Here is a 16,548-nt window from a genome sequence, read left to right as displayed (position 1 = left end):
TCGGCCTTTTTTATTGCTTCGCCTTCAACTTGTCGTATTCGCTTTGCTCTAAGGATGATTCACCGAAGATATGGTAGGCCTTCAAGTATTGTATCGTCAACCCTAATCCCCAGCCTAGCATCGGCCAAATAGGCCATGGAATATGATGCTTTTTGGCTTCAACTGGCATTGTCAAATACCAGATAACCCATAGAAAAGGAATAACAAGTGAATAAGAGCCTAGACTCCGCTTGAATTTGGCACGCATACGGGCAAGCTGCCATAATTGTTGATCTGTACTTTCCATAATGTTTCGATTTTCGGTTTCATCATCTGGAGCATACAATAAGGTCAAATTCACACCGAGCACTTCGCCAATCGAGTTCATCGAATACAAGCTAGGCTTACCCTCGTTACGTTCCATGCGTTGCACGGTGCGTAGGGCGATGCCTGACTTTTCCGATAATTCGTTTTGCGTAAGGCCCTTCGATGTGCGGATTTCCTTGAGTTGTTCTCCAAAATTCATGGGCCAAAATTGAGGTTTAAAATGGTATTAACAAACGCCTTTTATATGACTTCTTTGCGTCATCGCTTAAAATTTTCGATGGCTTTATGCGAACCATCGCAACTCGGCTTGCGCTTTGTTAAACCACAAACGCAATCTGTGATACCAATACCTCTCAAGATATATTTTTCATTTTTCTCGATACGTGCGGTGCGTGTCGCCGACTGCTTTCCGTCAGAAAAATGCATGAGATAAGCGCGCTGTCTACCGGGGGTGAGTTTTTCAAAAGCCATTTTTACAGCAGGATTTTTTTCAAAAATAGCTGTTAATTCTTCTGGATAAGGGATTTCTTGCGGCTTTTCCATTTTCAATCCCAGTTTCTCTACCTCGATGGATTCGTAGACATAGGCTTTGATGAAGTCTTCTTTGGCCAAAATCTCCTCCACCGAACTAAACTTCATCCAGCGACCTGACTGCGTGTGCTCGCCAGGCTTTATTAACAGATTGTCCTCGTCTTGAAGTAGCGCGCCGTTGAAAAAGCTCAAGGCACAATGTCCCTTTAAACTTCCAATGGCAATGATATTTTTCGTACCTACCATATACACCGGTGTCCGCCACTTAAAGGTTTCTATCAGCAAACAGTCGAGCAAAATGCGGCGCAAACAAGCCATTTCTGCAGACCAATGGTCGGCACTTAGGATGAATTCGTCTACATTCGGGTCTTTCATATGGTTAGAATTGGCTACAGATATGCTTTATCCTACAAAGAAAGAAAAAACCCATGAAATCACGTATGCTTATTGCGCTGCTTTTTGCTTCTAGTTCGTTACTAGCCCAAACGCCTCCCGTCCTTGTAGCCATGAAAACGCCTACGCTTCGTGTAGGAAAATTGTCATTTAAAGACCTTAACAAGAACAATAAACTTGACAAATACGAAGACTGGCGTTTGCCCGTAGAGGCACGTATTAAAGATTTGGTGTCCCAAATGACGCTTGAAGAAAAGGTGGGATTTATGCTCATCAGCACGACCCGCATGGGTGGAGATCAAGTTTTCAATAATGGGGTTCAAGGTGGCGGTGGTCCAAGACCTAAAATCACGGAAGGGTTTAATGAGGAAGATTTGGTTCAAAGTACCAACATGTTTACCCGTAAACCGCTGGACGCACCAAATATGTCGGCAGCCGGTACCACCAAAGGCGTATCTCAATTTCACTTACGGCACTTCATTTTACGTGCAAGTGCTTCTCCAGAAATTATGGCCAAATGGTCGAATAACTTACAAGAACTTTGCGAAAGCACACGCCTCGGTATTCCAGCAATCGTCGCTTCCAACCCACGAAATCACGTAACCACAGATGCATCGGTGGGGCTTAGCGTAGGCCTAACGGCATTTTCAAAATGGCCAGGCGAATTAGGTTTGGCGGCGATGCGCGACTTTGAATTAACACGTAAGTTCGCAGAAACAGCCGCAGCTGAATGGCGCTCGGTAGGATTACGGAAAGGCTATATGTATATGGCGGATTTGGCCACGGAACCTCGCTGGGGACGTGTCGAGGGAACATTCGGTGAAGATGCGGATTTGGCATCTAAAATGATCACGGAAATTGTCTTAGGATTTCAAGGTAAAAAAATAACACCTACCTCAGTGGCGATGACTACGAAACACTTTCCAGGGGGTGGGCCGCAAGTAGATGGGCAGGACTCCCATTTTGATTGGGGAAAATTCGCACATTATCCGGGCGGCATGTTTGACTACCATGTGAAACCATTCAAGGCAGCGATTGCTGCGGGAACATCGGCGATCATGCCTTACTACTCAGCACCTAAAGGCAAGGAATTTGAAGAGGTGGGTTTCTCTTACAACAAGGCGATGATTGGTGATTTATTGCAAGGCAAATTAGGCTTCAATGGAATCATTAATTCGGATACAGGTCCAATCGAAATGATGCCATGGGGAGTGGAAAGTATGAGCATTCCTGCGCGCTACCAAAAAGCCTTGCAAGCAGGCGTGGATATTTTCTCTGGTGCGGCAGATCCGACCACCTTGATTGACGTAGTAAAAAAAGGCTTAGTTTCAGAGGCGCGCATTGATCAATCTGTGTCAAAATTATTAAAAGAGAAATTTGATTTAGGTCTATTTGAGAATCCATATGTCAATGTCGAAGAAGCGGTGAAAACGGTGGGAAATAAGGAGGCGGTTGCGGCGGCTGATTTGGCCTTGCGGAAATCAATTGTGCTATTGCGCAATGATGAAAAGCGTTTGCCATTAGCTAAGAAAACCAAGGTTTATTTTGAAACCTACTTCCAATCCGGACGTAATGCGGGAGAGGCCATCAAAGTTTCGAAACCCGAATATCCGGGTCTTGAGTTTGTGTCAACGAAAGAGGAGGCCGATGTCGTTTTACTGTGGTTAGTTCCTACAGCCGGTGGCTTATTCAGTTCCCAAGGTTCAAAAATCGACCTGAATTTGTCTAAAAACCGCATTGATGTGAATCATGTTAATGAAGTTTTGAATGCTAAGCCAACGGTCATTGCGATAAATTACACGAATCCATGGGTGATCGAGGAAATCGACAAGGGTAAAGCTTCATCCATTATTGCGACTTTTGGTACGACACAAGAAGCTTTGTTGGACATCGTGACGGGGGCCTACAAGCCATCAGGCAAGATGCCATTCACGACTCCGATTAACCAAGCCGCAGTTGAGGCGAATAAATCCGACGTTCCGGGACACATGGAAGGTCCGGGATATGGTTTGTTTGCCTTTGGGCGTGGGTTAACGTATTAAAATTATCAGGAAACTGTTTCGTTTATTTCGATTAATTGATTAGTTTTAATCGAAATAAACGAAAATTATGCATCCTTTAGAAAAACCAAACCCTGCGGATCAAAAATTAGCCAAGGCAACTTTTGAACTTATTCGAAAGGAGCGTGGAAATTATCAAACGAGAGGAAAAATTCGCGTTAACCTCCATTTTAAAGAAACAAATACGAGTGCCCAATTGCCCGATCATGCGATTCCTTTAATCCAGGAAATGTTGAAATTAATGGCAGAAGGGAAACCATTTACAATTATTCCCACCGATTCCGCTTTAAGTTCGCAAGAGGCAGCCGATTTACTTCAGGTTTCTAGGCCCCATGTCGTTCATTTGATGGAAGAAGGTGAAATTCCTTATTTCAAAGTGGGTAGTCACCGCAGGGTATTGCAAGAAGATTTGGTGGCCTACCAAAGGGAATTAAAAAAATCGAGGGAAGCAAATTTAGCACTCATTGCGAAGCAGGCTCAGGAAGATTCCTTGGGATATTAATGATAAAAGCTGTCTTAGATGCCTGCGTTATATACCCAGCTCCACTTCGAGATTTATTACTCAGCCTAGCGGATATTGGCCTATTCAAACCATTTTGGTCAGCTAAAATCAATGAAGAATGGATTCGAAACCTATTGATTAAAAGGCCGGAATTATCCCTTTCAAAATTAGCCTTAACTGTTGAAGCGATGAACAAGGCCTTTCCTGACGCAAATGTCTCGAGTAATGTAAATATCGCAAGCTCTCTAAGCTTACCTGATCAAGATGACATCCATGTTTTGGGAACAGCCATTGTTAGTGAATCAAACTACATTATTACATCCAATTTGAAGGACTTTCCACATAAGATACTTGGGCAATATCATATTCAAGCAATAGATCCGGATACCTTTATACTAGAACGATTTAAGGATCAAAAGACACTCGCTTTAGTCGCCTTACATAATCAAATTAAGCGATTGCGTCATCCACCACTATCCCGACTAGAGGTATTCGATATATTTAAGAAAATAGGATTAACTAAAACAATTAATCATTTGAAAACCCTATAGATTATATTTCAAACCTACTGTACCAATCACCTGACCATCTGTGATTGTATAATTGCCAAAGGCTTTGGCCTGAAAATGTTTGTTGATGTCATAGGAAATCGTCTCCGCAACACCGGTTAACTCACCCACCGACAAGTAATATCCTTGTGAGAAAAAATTCCATTTCTTGTGATGGTAGTTGGCATTCCCCGAAACCAGCGTCACCTTAAAATCCGTATTTCGCGCATTGCCATTCAGGATAAATGAGCCCACATTCCAGGAAGCGTTTACTGGGTAGGACAACGTTAATTCCCGACCAAAGAAACTCGTTACCTTATACTGCTCTGTCATTTGAAAAGCTGGAATATGTATGCCAGCTGTCGCTTTAAATTTCTTATCAATAAATCGATAACGTGTAAATAAGGCCACCGTGGTGGGCGTCATACTTTTCATCCGCATCATGTACATCAATGAGCCCGTCAGCCTTCTTTTCGGATTCGTACTGGCATTGATAATCAAATTGGGCTCTTTTGACGTAAACGCAGGAATAAATGAGAAACCGCCGGTACTCATTTCAATACTTCCGGTTTGTGCGCTTAGTGTAAATGAGGCTAAAATAAGGCCTATAGCCGCCAATTGTTTCATTTTGATACATTAAGGGATTTGACGGTACAAAAGTAGCCCTTTTCCATTCTGAAAACAACCGAGGGTATTTTCAGTTTACTCAATATGCCCAAATCTCCCATCAATATCGTCTGGTTTAAACGTGATCTCCGCTTTACGGACCACGAGCCTTTGTGCCGAGCATTGGAGGAAGATATTCCGGTATTGTTGGTCTATTTTTTCGAACCGTCAATGATTTCATTCCCGGATAGCGATGTGCGTCATTGGCGATTTGTGTATGAATCACTTGTTGAAATGCAGGGCCGACTAGAAGATCGAAATGGTATTTTATATCTATTTCATTCCGAAGTAATACCTGTATTTCAGGCTTTATCTGAGCAATTTAGTATTCACCAAATTTTCTCTCACGAAGAAATTGGAAATGATTTAAGTTATCGACGAGACAAAGAAGTAGCTGCTTTTTGCAAGCGCGAAAAAATTGCTTGGAAAGAAACGCCAACGGGCGGTGTGATTCGCCGTTTGAAATCCCGCAAAACTTGGCAACAACGCTGGGAGGAAACGATGCGGCATGAGCCCTATTTAGTTCGCGAGGATAACTGGAATTTGCTACGTTTGCCGTCTGAATTTTACACGGCTTTTAAAGGGCCTGAACTTCCCCTTGAATTCAAAACGCGTAACCCTGTTTTCCAAGAAGGGGGCGAATATTGGGGCTGGAAATACTTGAAAAGTTTCATCGAAACGCGGCATCCCGCGTACAGTTCGTCCATCAGCAAGCCTGAGGCCAGTCGGCGCGCAATAAACGTTCGCTTCAAAATTTTGTCTCAAGGCTGCACTGGCAAAGTCACTTTATTCAAAAATTTGAAGATGAGTCGCGGATGGAATTTGAGCCGGTGAATAAGGCATATCAGGCGCTCGAGAAAAACCGCGATGAGCACTTAATTCAAGCCTGGCAAACGGGTAAAACCGGCGTTCCTCTAATAGACGCGTGCATGCGCTGCGTAGTGGCAACGGGCTATTTGAATTTCCGCATGCGCGCCATGGTCGTATCGTTTTTTGTGTTTAACCTGTGGCAAGATTGGCGGGATTTAGCGCACTTTTTAGCACGGCAATTTCTCGACTATGAACCCGGTATTCACTATCCTCAAATTCAGATGCAAGCCGGCGTGACCGGTATCAATACCATTCGCATTTATAACCCAATCAAGAATTCTTACGCTCACGATCCAGAAGGTGTCTTTATTAAAAAATGGGTGCCTGAATTAGCGACGGTTCCTTCTACCTTAATTCATGAACCCTGGAAATTGAGTGACATGGAGCAGACTTTGTACGGCGTGAAAATCGGGGTGGATTATCCAGCGCCGGTGGTGGATTTGAGTGCCACACGCAAAACGGCATCCGACCAAGTTTGGGCGATGCGGAAAACGAAAAAGGCCCGACAAGAGGGGGCGCGAATCCTTGAAAAACACGTAAATAAATGAGCGCATTCCTGATTTTCCCACACCAATTGTTTGAAGAAACGCTAGCTCAGGAAGCGGACGTTTTCTATGTGGTGGAATCAAATCTTTTCTTCAAACAATACGCCTTCCATAAACAAAAGTTAATCTTCCACCGAGCTAGCATGCGCGCTTTCGCGGATCGCCTTCGGGCCGCAGGGAAAACAGTCGAATACATCGATGCGCAGGATCCTCGCGCTTCGGAAGTTGCACTGGTCTCCTCCATCGAAGGCGCGATAATGTTGTTCGATCCGAATGATTATTTGTTGGAACGCCGACTGCGTCGAACGGCCGACATTCGTTTATTGGCAAGCCCAAATTTCCTCAATACGGACACCTCACTACTCGGAACCCGCAAGCCCTATTTCCAAACAGCCTTCTATACCCAACAGCGAAAAGATCGCAGACTATTGCTTGAAGAAGATGGAAAACCAATGGGCGGCCAATGGACTTTTGATGCAGATAATCGCAAAAAGATTCCTAAGAATACCTTCATTCCGGCGCCCTTTCCGGAGACACCGACTAATAAATACATTCTTGAAGCCATCGATTATGTTTACACGTATTTCCCGGCCAATCCTGGATCGAGCGAAAAGCCCTTTTCGGGAGCCTACTACCCGGTGACACATGCAGAGTCACAAGCGGCTTTAGATTTATTTTTAAGAGAACGAATGCACTTGTTTGGTGACTATGAGGACGCCATCAAAGCGCAAGAAAAGACCTTGTTTCATAGTATTTTAAGTCCCTTGATTAATGTGGGATTGCTCAATCCTGCTGATGTTGTCGCACGTGTCGCCGCATGCGATGGACCATTAAATAGCGTGGAGGGCTTTATTCGCCAAATTATCGGTTGGCGCGAGTTTGTCCAACTGCTCTATCGCAAAATAAGTGTCCAACAGCGCACCACGAATTACTGGGGATTTACGAACGAGATGCCTGCTGCATTTTACGACGGAACCACAGGCTTAGAACCTATCGATCAGACGATTCGCAAACTCTTGAAAACGGGTTATAATCACCACATCGAACGACTCATGGTGTTGGGAAATTTCATGCTACTATGCGAAATTAAACCCGATGCAGTCTATCGCTGGTTTATGGAAATGTACATTGACGCGTACGATTGGGTGATGGTTCCTAACGTCTATGGCATGTCGCAATTTAGCGATGGCGGATTGATGACGACGAAACCCTATATCTGTGGGTCGAATTACATCTTGAAAATGAGTGATTATCCGAAGGGCGAATGGCAGGAGATTTGGGATGGTTTGTTTTGGCGATTCTTGGATAAACAGCGGGAAACCTTCCGCAAAAATCCGCGTTGGGCCATGATCATCAGCACCTGGGACAAAATGCCTGTAGAAAAAAGAGAGGCGCACCTGCTAAGGGCGGAAACCTTCTTAACGCAACTGTTTGCTTAATTTATTCCAGAACGAAAAGAAGCTATTGAACTCTCCTGGCAAGCCTGGAGCTAAGGATGGATGCTCCTCACGAATACCGTGAAAATGAGGATTGATGGGGTGGTCGCGGAAAATACCTTTTATGTTAAGCTCTGCGTATTCCCCGTAAAAAACTTGAATCCCCGGGATGTTTGCCGCTAAATCCAATATGAATTGTATGGTCTTTGGCGCCATTGGATACTTCGCAAAATGACTCGGTTCCAAGACCAAAATTCGATTGCCTGTTTCACCTTCATGAAAAGTGGGATCAAGCGTGTAATGGGTGTAAATGAAGGTAGGTACTCCATCCTGTAAAACTGGTGTTTTTGTTGCGGGTGGTGTAAAAACGAGATCTAATTGGGTAGATTTTTGTAGCACTTCAGGAACTGGTCTCATCGGCAAATCCTCGTAGTCGCAATCCAAAAAAGTGCCCCGTTGGCCTGTGCCTGTGTAGGTGTTTACATTCACCTGATTCACATAATATTGTTTATTGCTAAAGGTGCCGGCGCACCATTGCCAACTCAGCGCATTGCTGGCTAAATCGCCGTCCAACAAATGGTAATAGAGCCATGACGCGGGTGCCTGCCAATGGTATTTTCCCACATTGCAGGTAATCGCAGCGAGGTACATACGCAAGTGATTGTGAAGGTACCCAGACTCAAAAAAGGCGCCAAAATGACTATCCAAGGCCTTAATTCCGGTAGATGCCTCGAGCACTGCGACCGGAATACCGGAATGCAAAACGCCTTCCTGAGGGTGTCGAATATCGTTAAAAATGGCATCCCCTTTTTGAAACCAGGTGCGCGTATAAAACTCGCGCCAAGCTAATTCTTGGATGAATTTCTCCGCTTGTTCCAAACCAATTCCGCGGTCTTTCAATCGCTGAACGACCTGAGGAACGGTGATAAATCCACGCGATAAATACGGGGAAAGATAGGAAACGCCTCCATTTAAAAAGTTGCGCGTCCGAGCATAACGCTCGGGATCAAACTGATCGATACGTTCGTAAACCGCATCTAAGTTGGCAGGAAAATCCACTAGCGTTTACTAATTTTATTCATACTGATCCCGCGCTGCAGCGTGCATTTGAAGCGCGGATCTACAGCTACGCGTTTTTGCAGGTGTTTGGTGCCACGGCCGGTCATGCGCTTTCGCCACATCCGGAAACTGGACTCTTTGCTATTCAAGCGCATGAATTCGATGACCTCTTTTTCTTTCAGGCCAAACTGGAATTCGATTGCCTCAAAAGGCGTACGATCTTCCCAAGCCATTTGGATGATTCGGTCGATGTCTTGGTCGGTAAACTTATTTGCTACGTCTGCACTTTTCACCACAATAGATGATTTGATCCCAGTTCTTCTCCCATTTCTTACGCCAGGCGAAAGGGCGATTACAAACGGGACAGGTTTTGGAAGGTAAATGTTGTTTTTTAACGCCTTGCATAGGTGTTAAACGAGGGTGGTATCAAATTTGTTTTGACTATTTTGGGTTGACTACACCAAAATCTCTCCCCTTAGATACAGCATACTTTCACCGGCTATTTCCACCCGATCGCCTTTCAGCGTACAGGTCAAAGAACCGGTTCTTTGAGATAATTGAAGGGCCGACATAGTGGTTTTGCCTAAAATAGCAGACCAATAAGGAGTCAAGGTGGTATGCGCAGAACCTGTCACTGGATCCTCATTCACCCCACAAGCTGGCCCAAAAAATCGAGAAACAAAATCCACCTTTTCTCCCGGAGCGGTCACAATTATCCCGCGTACGGGATGAATTTTCAAGGCCTCAAAATCCGGTTGGAGTGCGCGAATATCTGCCTCAGCATCATAGACAAACAGATAATCCGTTTTGCCTTTGAAAACGGCGCGAGGTGCTTTGGAAAGTCCTGTACTATGAATGGGATCAACATCGATTTGCGAGATGGTATCACAAGGAAAATCCAGGACTAATTCTGTTCCCCTTTTAGTCACCGTTAACAGGCCACTTCTAGGTGAATGAAAATGGACGAAATCTCCCGAGTAACCGAGTTCGTGAAACACCACATGCGCGCTCGCTAAGGTAGCGTGACCACACAAATCAACTTCTACAGCGGGAGTAAACCAGCGAATTTCGTAACCGTCATTAGCAGGAACGATGAAAGCTGTTTCTGCTAAATTATTCTCCTGCGCAATGTTTTGCATGAGTTCATCTGCTAACCATTCAGTTAATAGACAAACAGCGGCAGGGTTGCCTTTGAATAATTGATTGCTAAAGGCGTCAAATTGGTAAATAGGGATTTTCATTCCGCTAAAATAATAGAATTTTCTTTAAAGACCTTGACGGTTAAATAAACTCCCAGCGAAAACTCCCAAAGCGCAATGGGGATCGCAGATATACCTGCAAGCGGTGCATGCTGACCAATTACTCCGAAAAGTACCGCAACATCTCCAGCCACCAACGTAGACGCACCCACGATTCCGATGATGGGTAGAAGGCGGGGAACTAAGCGGCTTTGGTATAAAAGCGTTCCTAATAGAAGGCCATTCACGGCTGGGATGAAACTTTGGCTAATTAAAAAAAGACGGTCGTAAAGCATGACCAGCCCGCGGCTCATGACCGAAGCCTCCGCCCCTAAGGTGCGCATTTGCAAAACGGTCAACAAAGCCGCAACTCCCGCAAAAATCAGAGCAGCCTCTAATACGCGCGCGGCCACAAAACCCAAAAGCCAGCGTTTCGTTTTGCTTCCTCAATACCGGATACAAAACAATAGCCGTTCCGATGCAGAACAAGGCCATCAATAATTCCAACATTCCACCCAATACCACATCACTTGAAGGCGCCGAACCAAGGATAAAATTAGGCTGATGGATTTCGTGGTAAAGCGACAATGTCGGAATTGAAATGAAAGTGAGCAGGTACAAAATACCAGCGGCTAATGAGGTTTTTCGGGATATTGTCATAGGCCGCAAGTACGACATTAATTATTCCCTTAAACTGATTACTTTATGAACGGCAAGCCCGAGGACATCGAAATTATAGCCTAGCCCTCGACCTGCGGCTGAAAAGGCTGTTGGTAAAAACGCTTTCCTGTCGCTTTATACAAGGCATTGGCCATCGCTCCGAAAATAGGTGGGAATGGCGGCTCGCCTAATCCTGTCGGATCTACCTCATTTTGCACAAAATGCACATCGATCTTCTTCGGCGCCTCATTGTGACGAATCATGCGATAGGTATCAAAATTCTTCTGATCTGTCTTTCCTTCCGTCAAGGTTAATTGGCCAAACAAGGCATTCCCAATCCCATCAATCGCCGCACCTTCCGCCATATTTTTAGCCCCTTCCGGATTCACGACAACGCCGCAATCTAAAGCAGAGGTCACCTGATCCACGATCACTTGGCCGTCTTTTACCTGCAAATCAATTACCTGTGCTGCATATGAATTATGGCAAAAATATGCCGAAACACCTCGTTTCTTACCCGCATTTTCGGGTTTTCCCCAGCCCGACTTATCTCGCACTAATTCCAAAACACCCATGTAACGTGCCGGATCATAATCGTTGCTTTTTCCTACGGGGTTGTCTTTGGCACGTTGCAACAATTCCAATCGGAAGGCAATGGGATCCTTACCCATATACTCAGATATCTCATCCAAAAACGACTGCTCCGCCGCCGCATTAAAATTTGAACGCGGGGCACGAAAAGCACCAATCGTGACATTGGAAGGAATCACCCAGCTCTCTGCCAAGTAATTATCTAGGGCCCCAGCCGGGAAACGATTCGCGTGTAACGGGGATTCAGGTATCCCGCCACCCTTAATATGCATTGCTGTCAAACGCTTGTTTTCATCAAAAGCAGCACGATACGTCATTTGGTAGGTTGGGCGATAAATTCCCGCACTCACATCGTCCTCACGCTTGTAAATTAATTTTACCGGGGCATTTGCCTGCTTCGAAATCAAGACAGCCTCCAACATGTAGTGGCCATAGGCCCGACGGCCAAAACCGCCCCCCATTCGGGCCAACTCAATCTCAATATTTTCCTTCGGTATCCCTAAGCGCGCTGCCACTGTATTTGCCACCATATCAGGACCCTGAATCGGACCTAAAATACGAACCTTATCCCCCTGCACATGGGCGAAGGTATTCGTAGGCTCCATAATATTATGTGCTAAAAACGGGGCTGTATACGTCCGCTCAATCACATGCTTTGCCTCAGCAAATGCCTTCTCTGGATCTCCATCTTTACGCTCAACGCGGCCCGGCATTTTATCCATGTCGAGCATTTGCTCGTAATGCTTTTTCGTACTTTCTAGTCCAGCTGGAACGATCGTATCGCGACCTCCCATGCCTAATTCTTTAGTCTCAGGCGCATTTTCCCACACTACTTTCAAGGCCTTGCGGGCATTCATTACCTCCCAAGTCGTCTTCCCTACTACCGCAATCACTTCATTAAATGTACGGGTATCAAACATGGCTAATTTCTGTGTCGGCTCATACACTTGAATTGGGAAAATGTCCACGATACCTGGCATCTTTTTCGCTGCCGTCGCATCAAAAGACTTCAAGCGCATCCCGAAAGCCGGTGGGCGTTCCGTCATCGCAATCAGCATACCTGGAACTTGGTAATCCATCCCAAATAAGGGTTGGCCTTTCACGATTTTTGGCCCCTCCACATTTTTCTGTGGGGTGCCTAATAACTTGAAGCTTTTATTTCCTTTTAAAACGATGTCTTTCGGAACAGGTAATTTCGAAGCTGCTGTCGCAAAAGATCCGTAGGTCGCTGACTTACCACTGAATGAATTCATCACCATCCCGTTTGCGGTCGTTAATTCCGCGATAGGCACATTCCATTCTTGGCTGGCAGCCGTTAGAATCATTTGACGCGCGGAGGCGCCCGCCGTACGCAACAATTTCCAAGCTTGGCGGATAGATTGACTACCTCCCGTAAACTGACGATTGTATAAAGCAAGGCTATAATTGGCTTGTTCGACCTGAACCGCCGTAAAGTCGACATCCAATTCCTCCGCGATCAACATCGGTAAGGAGGTCATGACATTTTGGCCAAATTCCGGATTAGGTGAGAAAATCTTCACCACATTATCAGGAGTGATTTTAATATAACTCGTTAATTTCTCCCAGGTAGGCTCTGCTCCCAGTGCTTGTAAGGTTTCTTCCGACTTCGCTGATGCAAACCAGGAAATTCCCAACATCAAGCCTCCGCCAGATAGGGACGAAACTTTTAAAAACGAGCGTCTGCTGTAATTTGATTCGGTCTTTTTCATCTTATTTCGAGGCTGCTGCTAGTTGGATGGCTTTTTTAATACGTGTATACGTTCCACAACGGCAAATATTTCCCGTCATAAAATTCTCGATATCTTCTTCCGTTGGCTTCGGTGTATTTTTTAACAAGGCTGCGGCACTCATGATTTGGCCTGACTGGCAGTATCCACATTGGGCAACGTCTACGTCGATCCAAGCTTTTTGTACGGGATGATCTCCTTTGACTGATAAGCCTTCAATCGTCGTAATGTCTTGATTAGCTAAGGCCGAAATGGGTAATTGACACGACCGAACGGCATCGCCATTCAAGTGAACGGTACATGCGCCGCAGGAACCTACGCCACAACCATACTTCGTTCCTTTCATATCTAACACATCTCGAAGTACCCACAAAAGTGGCATGTTTTCATCCACGGTTACCGTGTGAGATTTCTTATTTATGCGTACTGTGAATTTCTTGATCATATGCTGATTATTTAGCGCAATTTAAGTCGTTTTAATTCAAATTTCGGTAAGCAAGCGGTGTGTTTCCTACCCGCTGTTTAAACAAACGCGTGAAGTGTTGTGGATATTTAAAGCCTAGTTCATAAGCAATCTGATTGACAGACTTGTCGCCATCGAAAACACGATCTTTCGCTACATCAATCAGCTTATTTTGAATATATTCTTTCACGGATTGCCCCGTTTCCTTTTTAATTAGGTCACCAAAATAATTAGCCGAGAAGTGTAACTGCTCGGCGAAATAAGCAACAGATGGTAAGCCTAAGGTCTGAGGTTTGTCCGATAAAAAATACTGATTCAATAGTTCTTCAAAACTAGCCAAAACCCCCTTGTTTACATGATCACGTGAGATAAACTGGCGATCGTAAAAGCGTTCGCAGTAATTTAAAAGGAGTTCAATATTCGCAGAAATCAACTTTTTACTGTGTTTATCAATATTCTGCGATAATTCAAATGCAATTTTCGAAAAGCAATCCAATACCACCTGACGCTCTGCATCTGAAATGTGTAAAGCTTCGTTAGACTGGTAACTAAAAAAATGATACGTAGCTAATGCCTTACCTAAGGCTGTTCCATGTACAAGATCAGGGTGGAATACGAGCCCGAAACCTTTCGGCTGATATACCGGTGAAGGTATTTCGAATTCTGATACTTGACCAGGGGCAAAGAATACCAAAGTTCCCGCTTGATAATCGTATGTATGGCGACCATAAACAATATCACCACATTTGACATCTTTGAGGTAAACACAGTAAAGTCCATAATGAAATTTAACCCGTGTCGTTTCTTCTCCCCAAGAGCGCGGTGAAGCTTTAGAAAAATCAATCACACTAACCAAAGGGTGCTGAGTCGTGTGGTTATTATCCGTGTTATACTGACTGATAGAGTCAATTGTATATGTCTTGACCATATAAATAATGCTTTCAAACGAAATTTAAACAATTTCAATTGCCTGAAGGTATGTAGTAGTAAAAATGGTAGAAAAAGCAGTAATTCTGGTCGCTAGATTAAATGACATATCCCGAAATTGCCTGCTCAATTCTAACATGTACCAACGATGAAAAAGCAATTTCTACTACTAACCTTTTTATTACTAAATACCACATTAAGCTTTGCACAAGCGCCTTCAGAAAAGGAATTAATTCAATTATCCTTGGAAAAATGGCAATGGATGTCAGATAAAAACGTAGAAAAGCTAAAGGACCTTTTTGACGATAAAGCCAAATTTGTTCACATGAGCGGTACTTGGAAAAAAGAAGAAGAATTAAACATTATTGCATCAGGAAGTATTTGGTACCGCAAGGCAACTGTAAAAGATACTGCCGTTGAATTTTTTGGAAACACCGCCATTGTATGGAACCGAATCACCCTAGATGCTGTCGTACGCGAACAAGTAGTCGTAACAGAATTCACAGTAACGGAGGTCTATCATAAACAAGATACGGGGTGGAAGATGCTAAATCTTACATTTAGCAGTGTTCGTGATACCCATCAAATTAAACATTAACCGATTAGAGCCTCCCGAACATCCCATCAATCTTTGGCCTTGAACAGCGAAGGATTTATTTTTCTGAAGATTGTATAAAAAAAGCCATCCTCTCAGATGGCTTTCAAATTATTTTTCTACCGTAATTAATCCCGGAATCTCGACCATTTCGTTCGCCTCCGCCGCGTAATCTACGCCATCGAAACCGAAGCCAAATAGATTTAAGAAATCCGATTTATATCCAGCCAAATCGCCAATCGCCGTCAGGTTTTCTGTCGTAGCCCCTTTCCATAATTCAGCCACCTCAGCTTGTACCGCCTCATCCATTTCCCAATCGTCGATGCGGATACGTCCTTTCTCGTCAACTGGAATAGCACCATTTGTATATAAACGCGCACTGAATAATCGCTGGATCTGCTCGATGCAACCTTCATGCGTGCCTTTGGCTTTCATGATTTTATACAACAACGAGATGTACAATGGAATCACAGGAATCGCTGAACTCGCTTGGGTAACCAACGCTTTGTTCACAGAAACGAATGCTTTGCCACCTATTTTGGCCAAATCCTCTGTAATCTGAAACGCCGTCGCTTCTAAATGCTCCTTTGCCATACCGATGGTTCCTTTGCGGTAAACCGCTTCCGTCACTTCCGGCCCAATGTACGAATAGGCAACCGTCATCGCGCCTTCCGCTAAAACGCCCGCATTCAATAAGGCATCCATCCACATCGACCAGTCCTCGCCGCCCATAACTTCCACCGTATTCGAAATATCTTCCTCATTACAAGGTGTAATGGTAATATCGGATACGATACCTGTATGAAAATCAACCGTTTTTTGTGTAAATGTGTCGCCGATAGGCTTCAAAACTGAACGATGCAACACACCCGAAACTGGGTGCTGACGTACAGGTGATGCCAAACTATAAATCACCAAATCAACTTGGCCTAAATCTGCCTTAATTAAGTCGATCGTTTGGTCTTTTACTTCATTAGAGAACGCGTCACCATTAATGCTTTTCGCATAAAGACCCGCATTACCCGCCGCTGCTTCGAAAGCAAGGCTATTGTAATATCCTGGAGAAGCTGTTTTACCTGCTGCAGGTGCTTTTTCAAAGAAAACGCCAATCGTCGCAGCATCAGAACCGAATGCACTCGTGATGCGAGAAGCTAGTCCGAAACCCGTCGAGGCTCCAATCACAAGCACTTTTTTCGCCCCGGCAACTTTGCCTTTAGCCTTCACATAGTCAATTTGATTTAATACGTTTTTTTCGCAACCTTTCGGGTGAGATGTCAAACAGATAAACCCTCTCATTCTAGGTTCAATAATCATGGTGCGTGAATTTTGTTTCCGCAAATATAGTCAAAGCGCGTATATTTGCCACAACAGTACCCGTTTTCATCCCGTAAGATCTGATCGCGGGTCATT

At 44.5% G+C, this 16,548-nt stretch carries 19 protein-coding genes and 1 pseudogene; 7 read left to right on the top strand and 13 right to left on the bottom strand.

The features are described 5' to 3' along the window. Positions 1-10: 10 nt before the first annotated feature. Both ACIQ6T_RS02270 and ACIQ6T_RS02265 read right to left on the bottom strand, forming a co-directional pair. Positions 11-505, bottom strand: a complete 495-nt coding sequence (locus ACIQ6T_RS02270) for a 2TM domain-containing protein (RefSeq protein WP_395783798.1) — start codon at positions 503-505, stop codon at positions 11-13. A gap of 59 nt (positions 506-564) precedes the next feature. Further along, positions 565-1,212 carry a DUF1801 domain-containing protein gene (locus ACIQ6T_RS02265; protein ID WP_395783796.1) on the bottom strand — a complete coding sequence of 216 codons (648 nt, stop codon included), beginning with the start codon at positions 1,210-1,212 and terminating at the stop codon, positions 565-567. A gap of 53 nt (positions 1,213-1,265) precedes the next feature. Here ACIQ6T_RS02265 and ACIQ6T_RS02260 point away from each other — a divergent pair, with 53 nt between their 5' ends. The 3 genes from ACIQ6T_RS02260 to ACIQ6T_RS02250 all read left to right on the top strand — a co-directional run bounded on the left by ACIQ6T_RS02260 (position 1,266) and on the right by ACIQ6T_RS02250 (position 4,343). After that, complete coding sequence (locus tag ACIQ6T_RS02260) at positions 1,266-3,272, top strand: glycoside hydrolase family 3 N-terminal domain-containing protein (RefSeq protein WP_395783794.1); 2,007 nt, start codon at positions 1,266-1,268, stop codon at positions 3,270-3,272. Positions 3,273-3,339: 67 nt separating this feature from the next. Then, a complete protein-coding gene (locus ACIQ6T_RS02255) occupies positions 3,340-3,792 on the top strand; it encodes a helix-turn-helix domain-containing protein (protein WP_395783792.1) in 453 nt (150 codons plus the stop codon). Then, positions 3,792-4,343, top strand: a complete 552-nt coding sequence (locus ACIQ6T_RS02250) for a PIN domain-containing protein (RefSeq protein ID WP_395783790.1) — start codon at positions 3,792-3,794, stop codon at positions 4,341-4,343. The genes ACIQ6T_RS02255 and ACIQ6T_RS02250 overlap by 1 nt, the downstream gene beginning before the upstream one ends. Here the strand turns inward: ACIQ6T_RS02250 and ACIQ6T_RS02245 are convergent. Continuing rightward, complete coding sequence (locus ACIQ6T_RS02245) at positions 4,338-4,967, bottom strand: hypothetical protein (protein WP_395783788.1); 630 nt, start codon at positions 4,965-4,967, stop codon at positions 4,338-4,340. The two genes, ACIQ6T_RS02250 and ACIQ6T_RS02245, sit on opposite strands and share 6 nt — an antisense overlap. An 84-nt stretch (positions 4,968-5,051) precedes the next feature. On the opposite strand from ACIQ6T_RS02245, the gene ACIQ6T_RS02240 reads away from it, so the two are divergent. The 3 genes from ACIQ6T_RS02240 to ACIQ6T_RS02230 are packed head-to-tail and all read left to right on the top strand — an operon-like array spanning position 5,052 to position 7,860. Further along, on the top strand, positions 5,052-5,840 hold the full coding sequence (locus ACIQ6T_RS02240; protein WP_395783786.1) for a deoxyribodipyrimidine photo-lyase: 789 nt from the start codon (positions 5,052-5,054) through the stop codon (positions 5,838-5,840). Beyond that, positions 5,822-6,424, top strand: a complete 603-nt coding sequence (locus ACIQ6T_RS02235; protein ID WP_395783784.1) for an FAD-binding domain-containing protein — start codon at positions 5,822-5,824, stop codon at positions 6,422-6,424. The genes ACIQ6T_RS02240 and ACIQ6T_RS02235 overlap by 19 nt, the downstream gene beginning before the upstream one ends. Then, the gene (locus tag ACIQ6T_RS02230; protein ID WP_395783782.1) at positions 6,421-7,860 is read left to right on the top strand and encodes a cryptochrome/photolyase family protein; all 1,440 of its coding nucleotides are present in this window, start codon (positions 6,421-6,423) and stop codon (positions 7,858-7,860) included. Before ACIQ6T_RS02235 ends, ACIQ6T_RS02230 begins: the two co-directional genes overlap by 4 nt. Here ACIQ6T_RS02230 and ACIQ6T_RS02225 read toward each other — a convergent pair. From ACIQ6T_RS02225 to ACIQ6T_RS02185, 9 genes and pseudogenes are all read right to left on the bottom strand, one after another. After that, positions 7,840-8,916 (bottom strand): FAD-binding domain-containing protein, encoded by a 1,077-nt coding sequence (locus ACIQ6T_RS02225; protein ID WP_395783780.1) that lies wholly within the window; start codon positions 8,914-8,916, stop codon positions 7,840-7,842. The genes ACIQ6T_RS02230 and ACIQ6T_RS02225 overlap by 21 nt on opposite strands. Next, positions 8,916-9,209 (bottom strand): TIGR03643 family protein, encoded by a 294-nt coding sequence (locus tag ACIQ6T_RS02220; protein ID WP_395783855.1) that lies wholly within the window; start codon positions 9,207-9,209, stop codon positions 8,916-8,918. Before ACIQ6T_RS02220 ends, ACIQ6T_RS02225 begins: the two co-directional genes overlap by 1 nt. Further along, positions 9,184-9,321: a DUF2256 domain-containing protein gene (locus ACIQ6T_RS02215; protein ID WP_252624661.1), complete on the bottom strand. Its 138-nt coding sequence runs from the start codon at positions 9,319-9,321 to the stop codon at positions 9,184-9,186. Before ACIQ6T_RS02215 ends, ACIQ6T_RS02220 begins: the two co-directional genes overlap by 26 nt. Positions 9,322-9,371: 50 nt before the next feature. Continuing rightward, positions 9,372-10,157 carry a PhzF family phenazine biosynthesis protein gene (locus ACIQ6T_RS02210; RefSeq protein ID WP_395783778.1) on the bottom strand — a complete coding sequence of 262 codons (786 nt, stop codon included), beginning with the start codon at positions 10,155-10,157 and terminating at the stop codon, positions 9,372-9,374. After that, positions 10,154-10,576, bottom strand: a complete 423-nt coding sequence (locus tag ACIQ6T_RS02205; RefSeq protein ID WP_395783776.1) for a DUF4386 domain-containing protein — start codon at positions 10,574-10,576, stop codon at positions 10,154-10,156. Before ACIQ6T_RS02205 ends, ACIQ6T_RS02210 begins: the two co-directional genes overlap by 4 nt. A gap of 25 nt (positions 10,577-10,601) precedes the next feature. Further along, positions 10,602-10,814: pseudogene (locus ACIQ6T_RS02200) on the bottom strand (DUF4386 family protein); the annotation flags it as partial. A gap of 80 nt (positions 10,815-10,894) precedes the next feature. Then, entirely contained in the window at positions 10,895-13,135 is a 2,241-nt protein-coding gene (locus ACIQ6T_RS02195) for a molybdopterin cofactor-binding domain-containing protein (RefSeq protein WP_395783774.1), read from the bottom strand. Between the two features lies 1 nt (position 13,136). Next, on the bottom strand, positions 13,137-13,598 hold the full coding sequence (locus ACIQ6T_RS02190; protein WP_395783772.1) for a (2Fe-2S)-binding protein: 462 nt from the start codon (positions 13,596-13,598) through the stop codon (positions 13,137-13,139). A 31-nt stretch (positions 13,599-13,629) separates the two neighbouring features. After that, positions 13,630-14,544 (bottom strand): helix-turn-helix domain-containing protein, encoded by a 915-nt coding sequence (locus ACIQ6T_RS02185; protein ID WP_395783770.1) that lies wholly within the window; start codon positions 14,542-14,544, stop codon positions 13,630-13,632. Between the two features lie 147 nt (positions 14,545-14,691). Here ACIQ6T_RS02185 and ACIQ6T_RS02180 point away from each other — a divergent pair, with 147 nt between their 5' ends. After that, entirely contained in the window at positions 14,692-15,141 is a 450-nt protein-coding gene (locus ACIQ6T_RS02180; protein WP_395783768.1) for a nuclear transport factor 2 family protein, read from the top strand. Between the two features lie 108 nt (positions 15,142-15,249). On the opposite strand, the gene fabV is transcribed toward ACIQ6T_RS02180, so the two are convergent. Continuing rightward, positions 15,250-16,452: an enoyl-ACP reductase FabV gene (gene fabV, locus ACIQ6T_RS02175; RefSeq protein WP_395783766.1), complete on the bottom strand. Its 1,203-nt coding sequence runs from the start codon at positions 16,450-16,452 to the stop codon at positions 15,250-15,252. Positions 16,453-16,548: the final 96 nt, after the last annotated feature.

The organism is Aquirufa sp. (assembly GCF_044377215.1).
Taxonomy (GTDB): domain Bacteria; phylum Bacteroidota; class Bacteroidia; order Cytophagales; family Spirosomataceae; genus Aquirufa.
This window is presented reverse-complemented; position numbering and strand designations above follow the sequence as displayed.

Bases quoted from the DNA above. Each gene is read 5' to 3' on its own strand.
- ACIQ6T_RS02270 (WP_395783798.1), bottom strand. From the start codon at position 505: ATGAATTTTGGAGAACAACTCAAGGAAATCCGCACATCGAAGGGCCTT.
- ACIQ6T_RS02265 (WP_395783796.1), bottom strand. From the start codon at position 1,212: ATGAAAGACCCGAATGTAGACGAATTCATCCTAAGTGCCGACCATTGG.
- ACIQ6T_RS02260 (WP_395783794.1), top strand. From the start codon at position 1,266: ATGAAATCACGTATGCTTATTGCGCTGCTTTTTGCTTCTAGTTCGTTA.
- ACIQ6T_RS02255 (WP_395783792.1), top strand. From the start codon at position 3,340: ATGCATCCTTTAGAAAAACCAAACCCTGCGGATCAAAAATTAGCCAAG.
- ACIQ6T_RS02250 (WP_395783790.1), top strand. From the start codon at position 3,792: ATGATAAAAGCTGTCTTAGATGCCTGCGTTATATACCCAGCTCCACTT.
- ACIQ6T_RS02245 (WP_395783788.1), bottom strand. From the start codon at position 4,967: ATGAAACAATTGGCGGCTATAGGCCTTATTTTAGCCTCATTTACACTA.
- ACIQ6T_RS02240 (WP_395783786.1), top strand. From the start codon at position 5,052: ATGCCCAAATCTCCCATCAATATCGTCTGGTTTAAACGTGATCTCCGC.
- ACIQ6T_RS02235 (WP_395783784.1), top strand. From the start codon at position 5,822: ATGGAATTTGAGCCGGTGAATAAGGCATATCAGGCGCTCGAGAAAAAC.
- ACIQ6T_RS02230 (WP_395783782.1), top strand. From the start codon at position 6,421: ATGAGCGCATTCCTGATTTTCCCACACCAATTGTTTGAAGAAACGCTA.
- ACIQ6T_RS02215 (WP_252624661.1), bottom strand. From the start codon at position 9,321: ATGCAAGGCGTTAAAAAACAACATTTACCTTCCAAAACCTGTCCCGTT.
- ACIQ6T_RS02210 (WP_395783778.1), bottom strand. From the start codon at position 10,157: ATGAAAATCCCTATTTACCAATTTGACGCCTTTAGCAATCAATTATTC.
- ACIQ6T_RS02195 (WP_395783774.1), bottom strand. From the start codon at position 13,135: ATGAAAAAGACCGAATCAAATTACAGCAGACGCTCGTTTTTAAAAGTT.
- ACIQ6T_RS02190 (WP_395783772.1), bottom strand. From the start codon at position 13,598: ATGATCAAGAAATTCACAGTACGCATAAATAAGAAATCTCACACGGTA.
- ACIQ6T_RS02185 (WP_395783770.1), bottom strand. From the start codon at position 14,544: ATGGTCAAGACATATACAATTGACTCTATCAGTCAGTATAACACGGAT.
- ACIQ6T_RS02180 (WP_395783768.1), top strand. From the start codon at position 14,692: ATGAAAAAGCAATTTCTACTACTAACCTTTTTATTACTAAATACCACA.
- fabV (WP_395783766.1), bottom strand. From the start codon at position 16,452: ATGATTATTGAACCTAGAATGAGAGGGTTTATCTGTTTGACATCTCAC.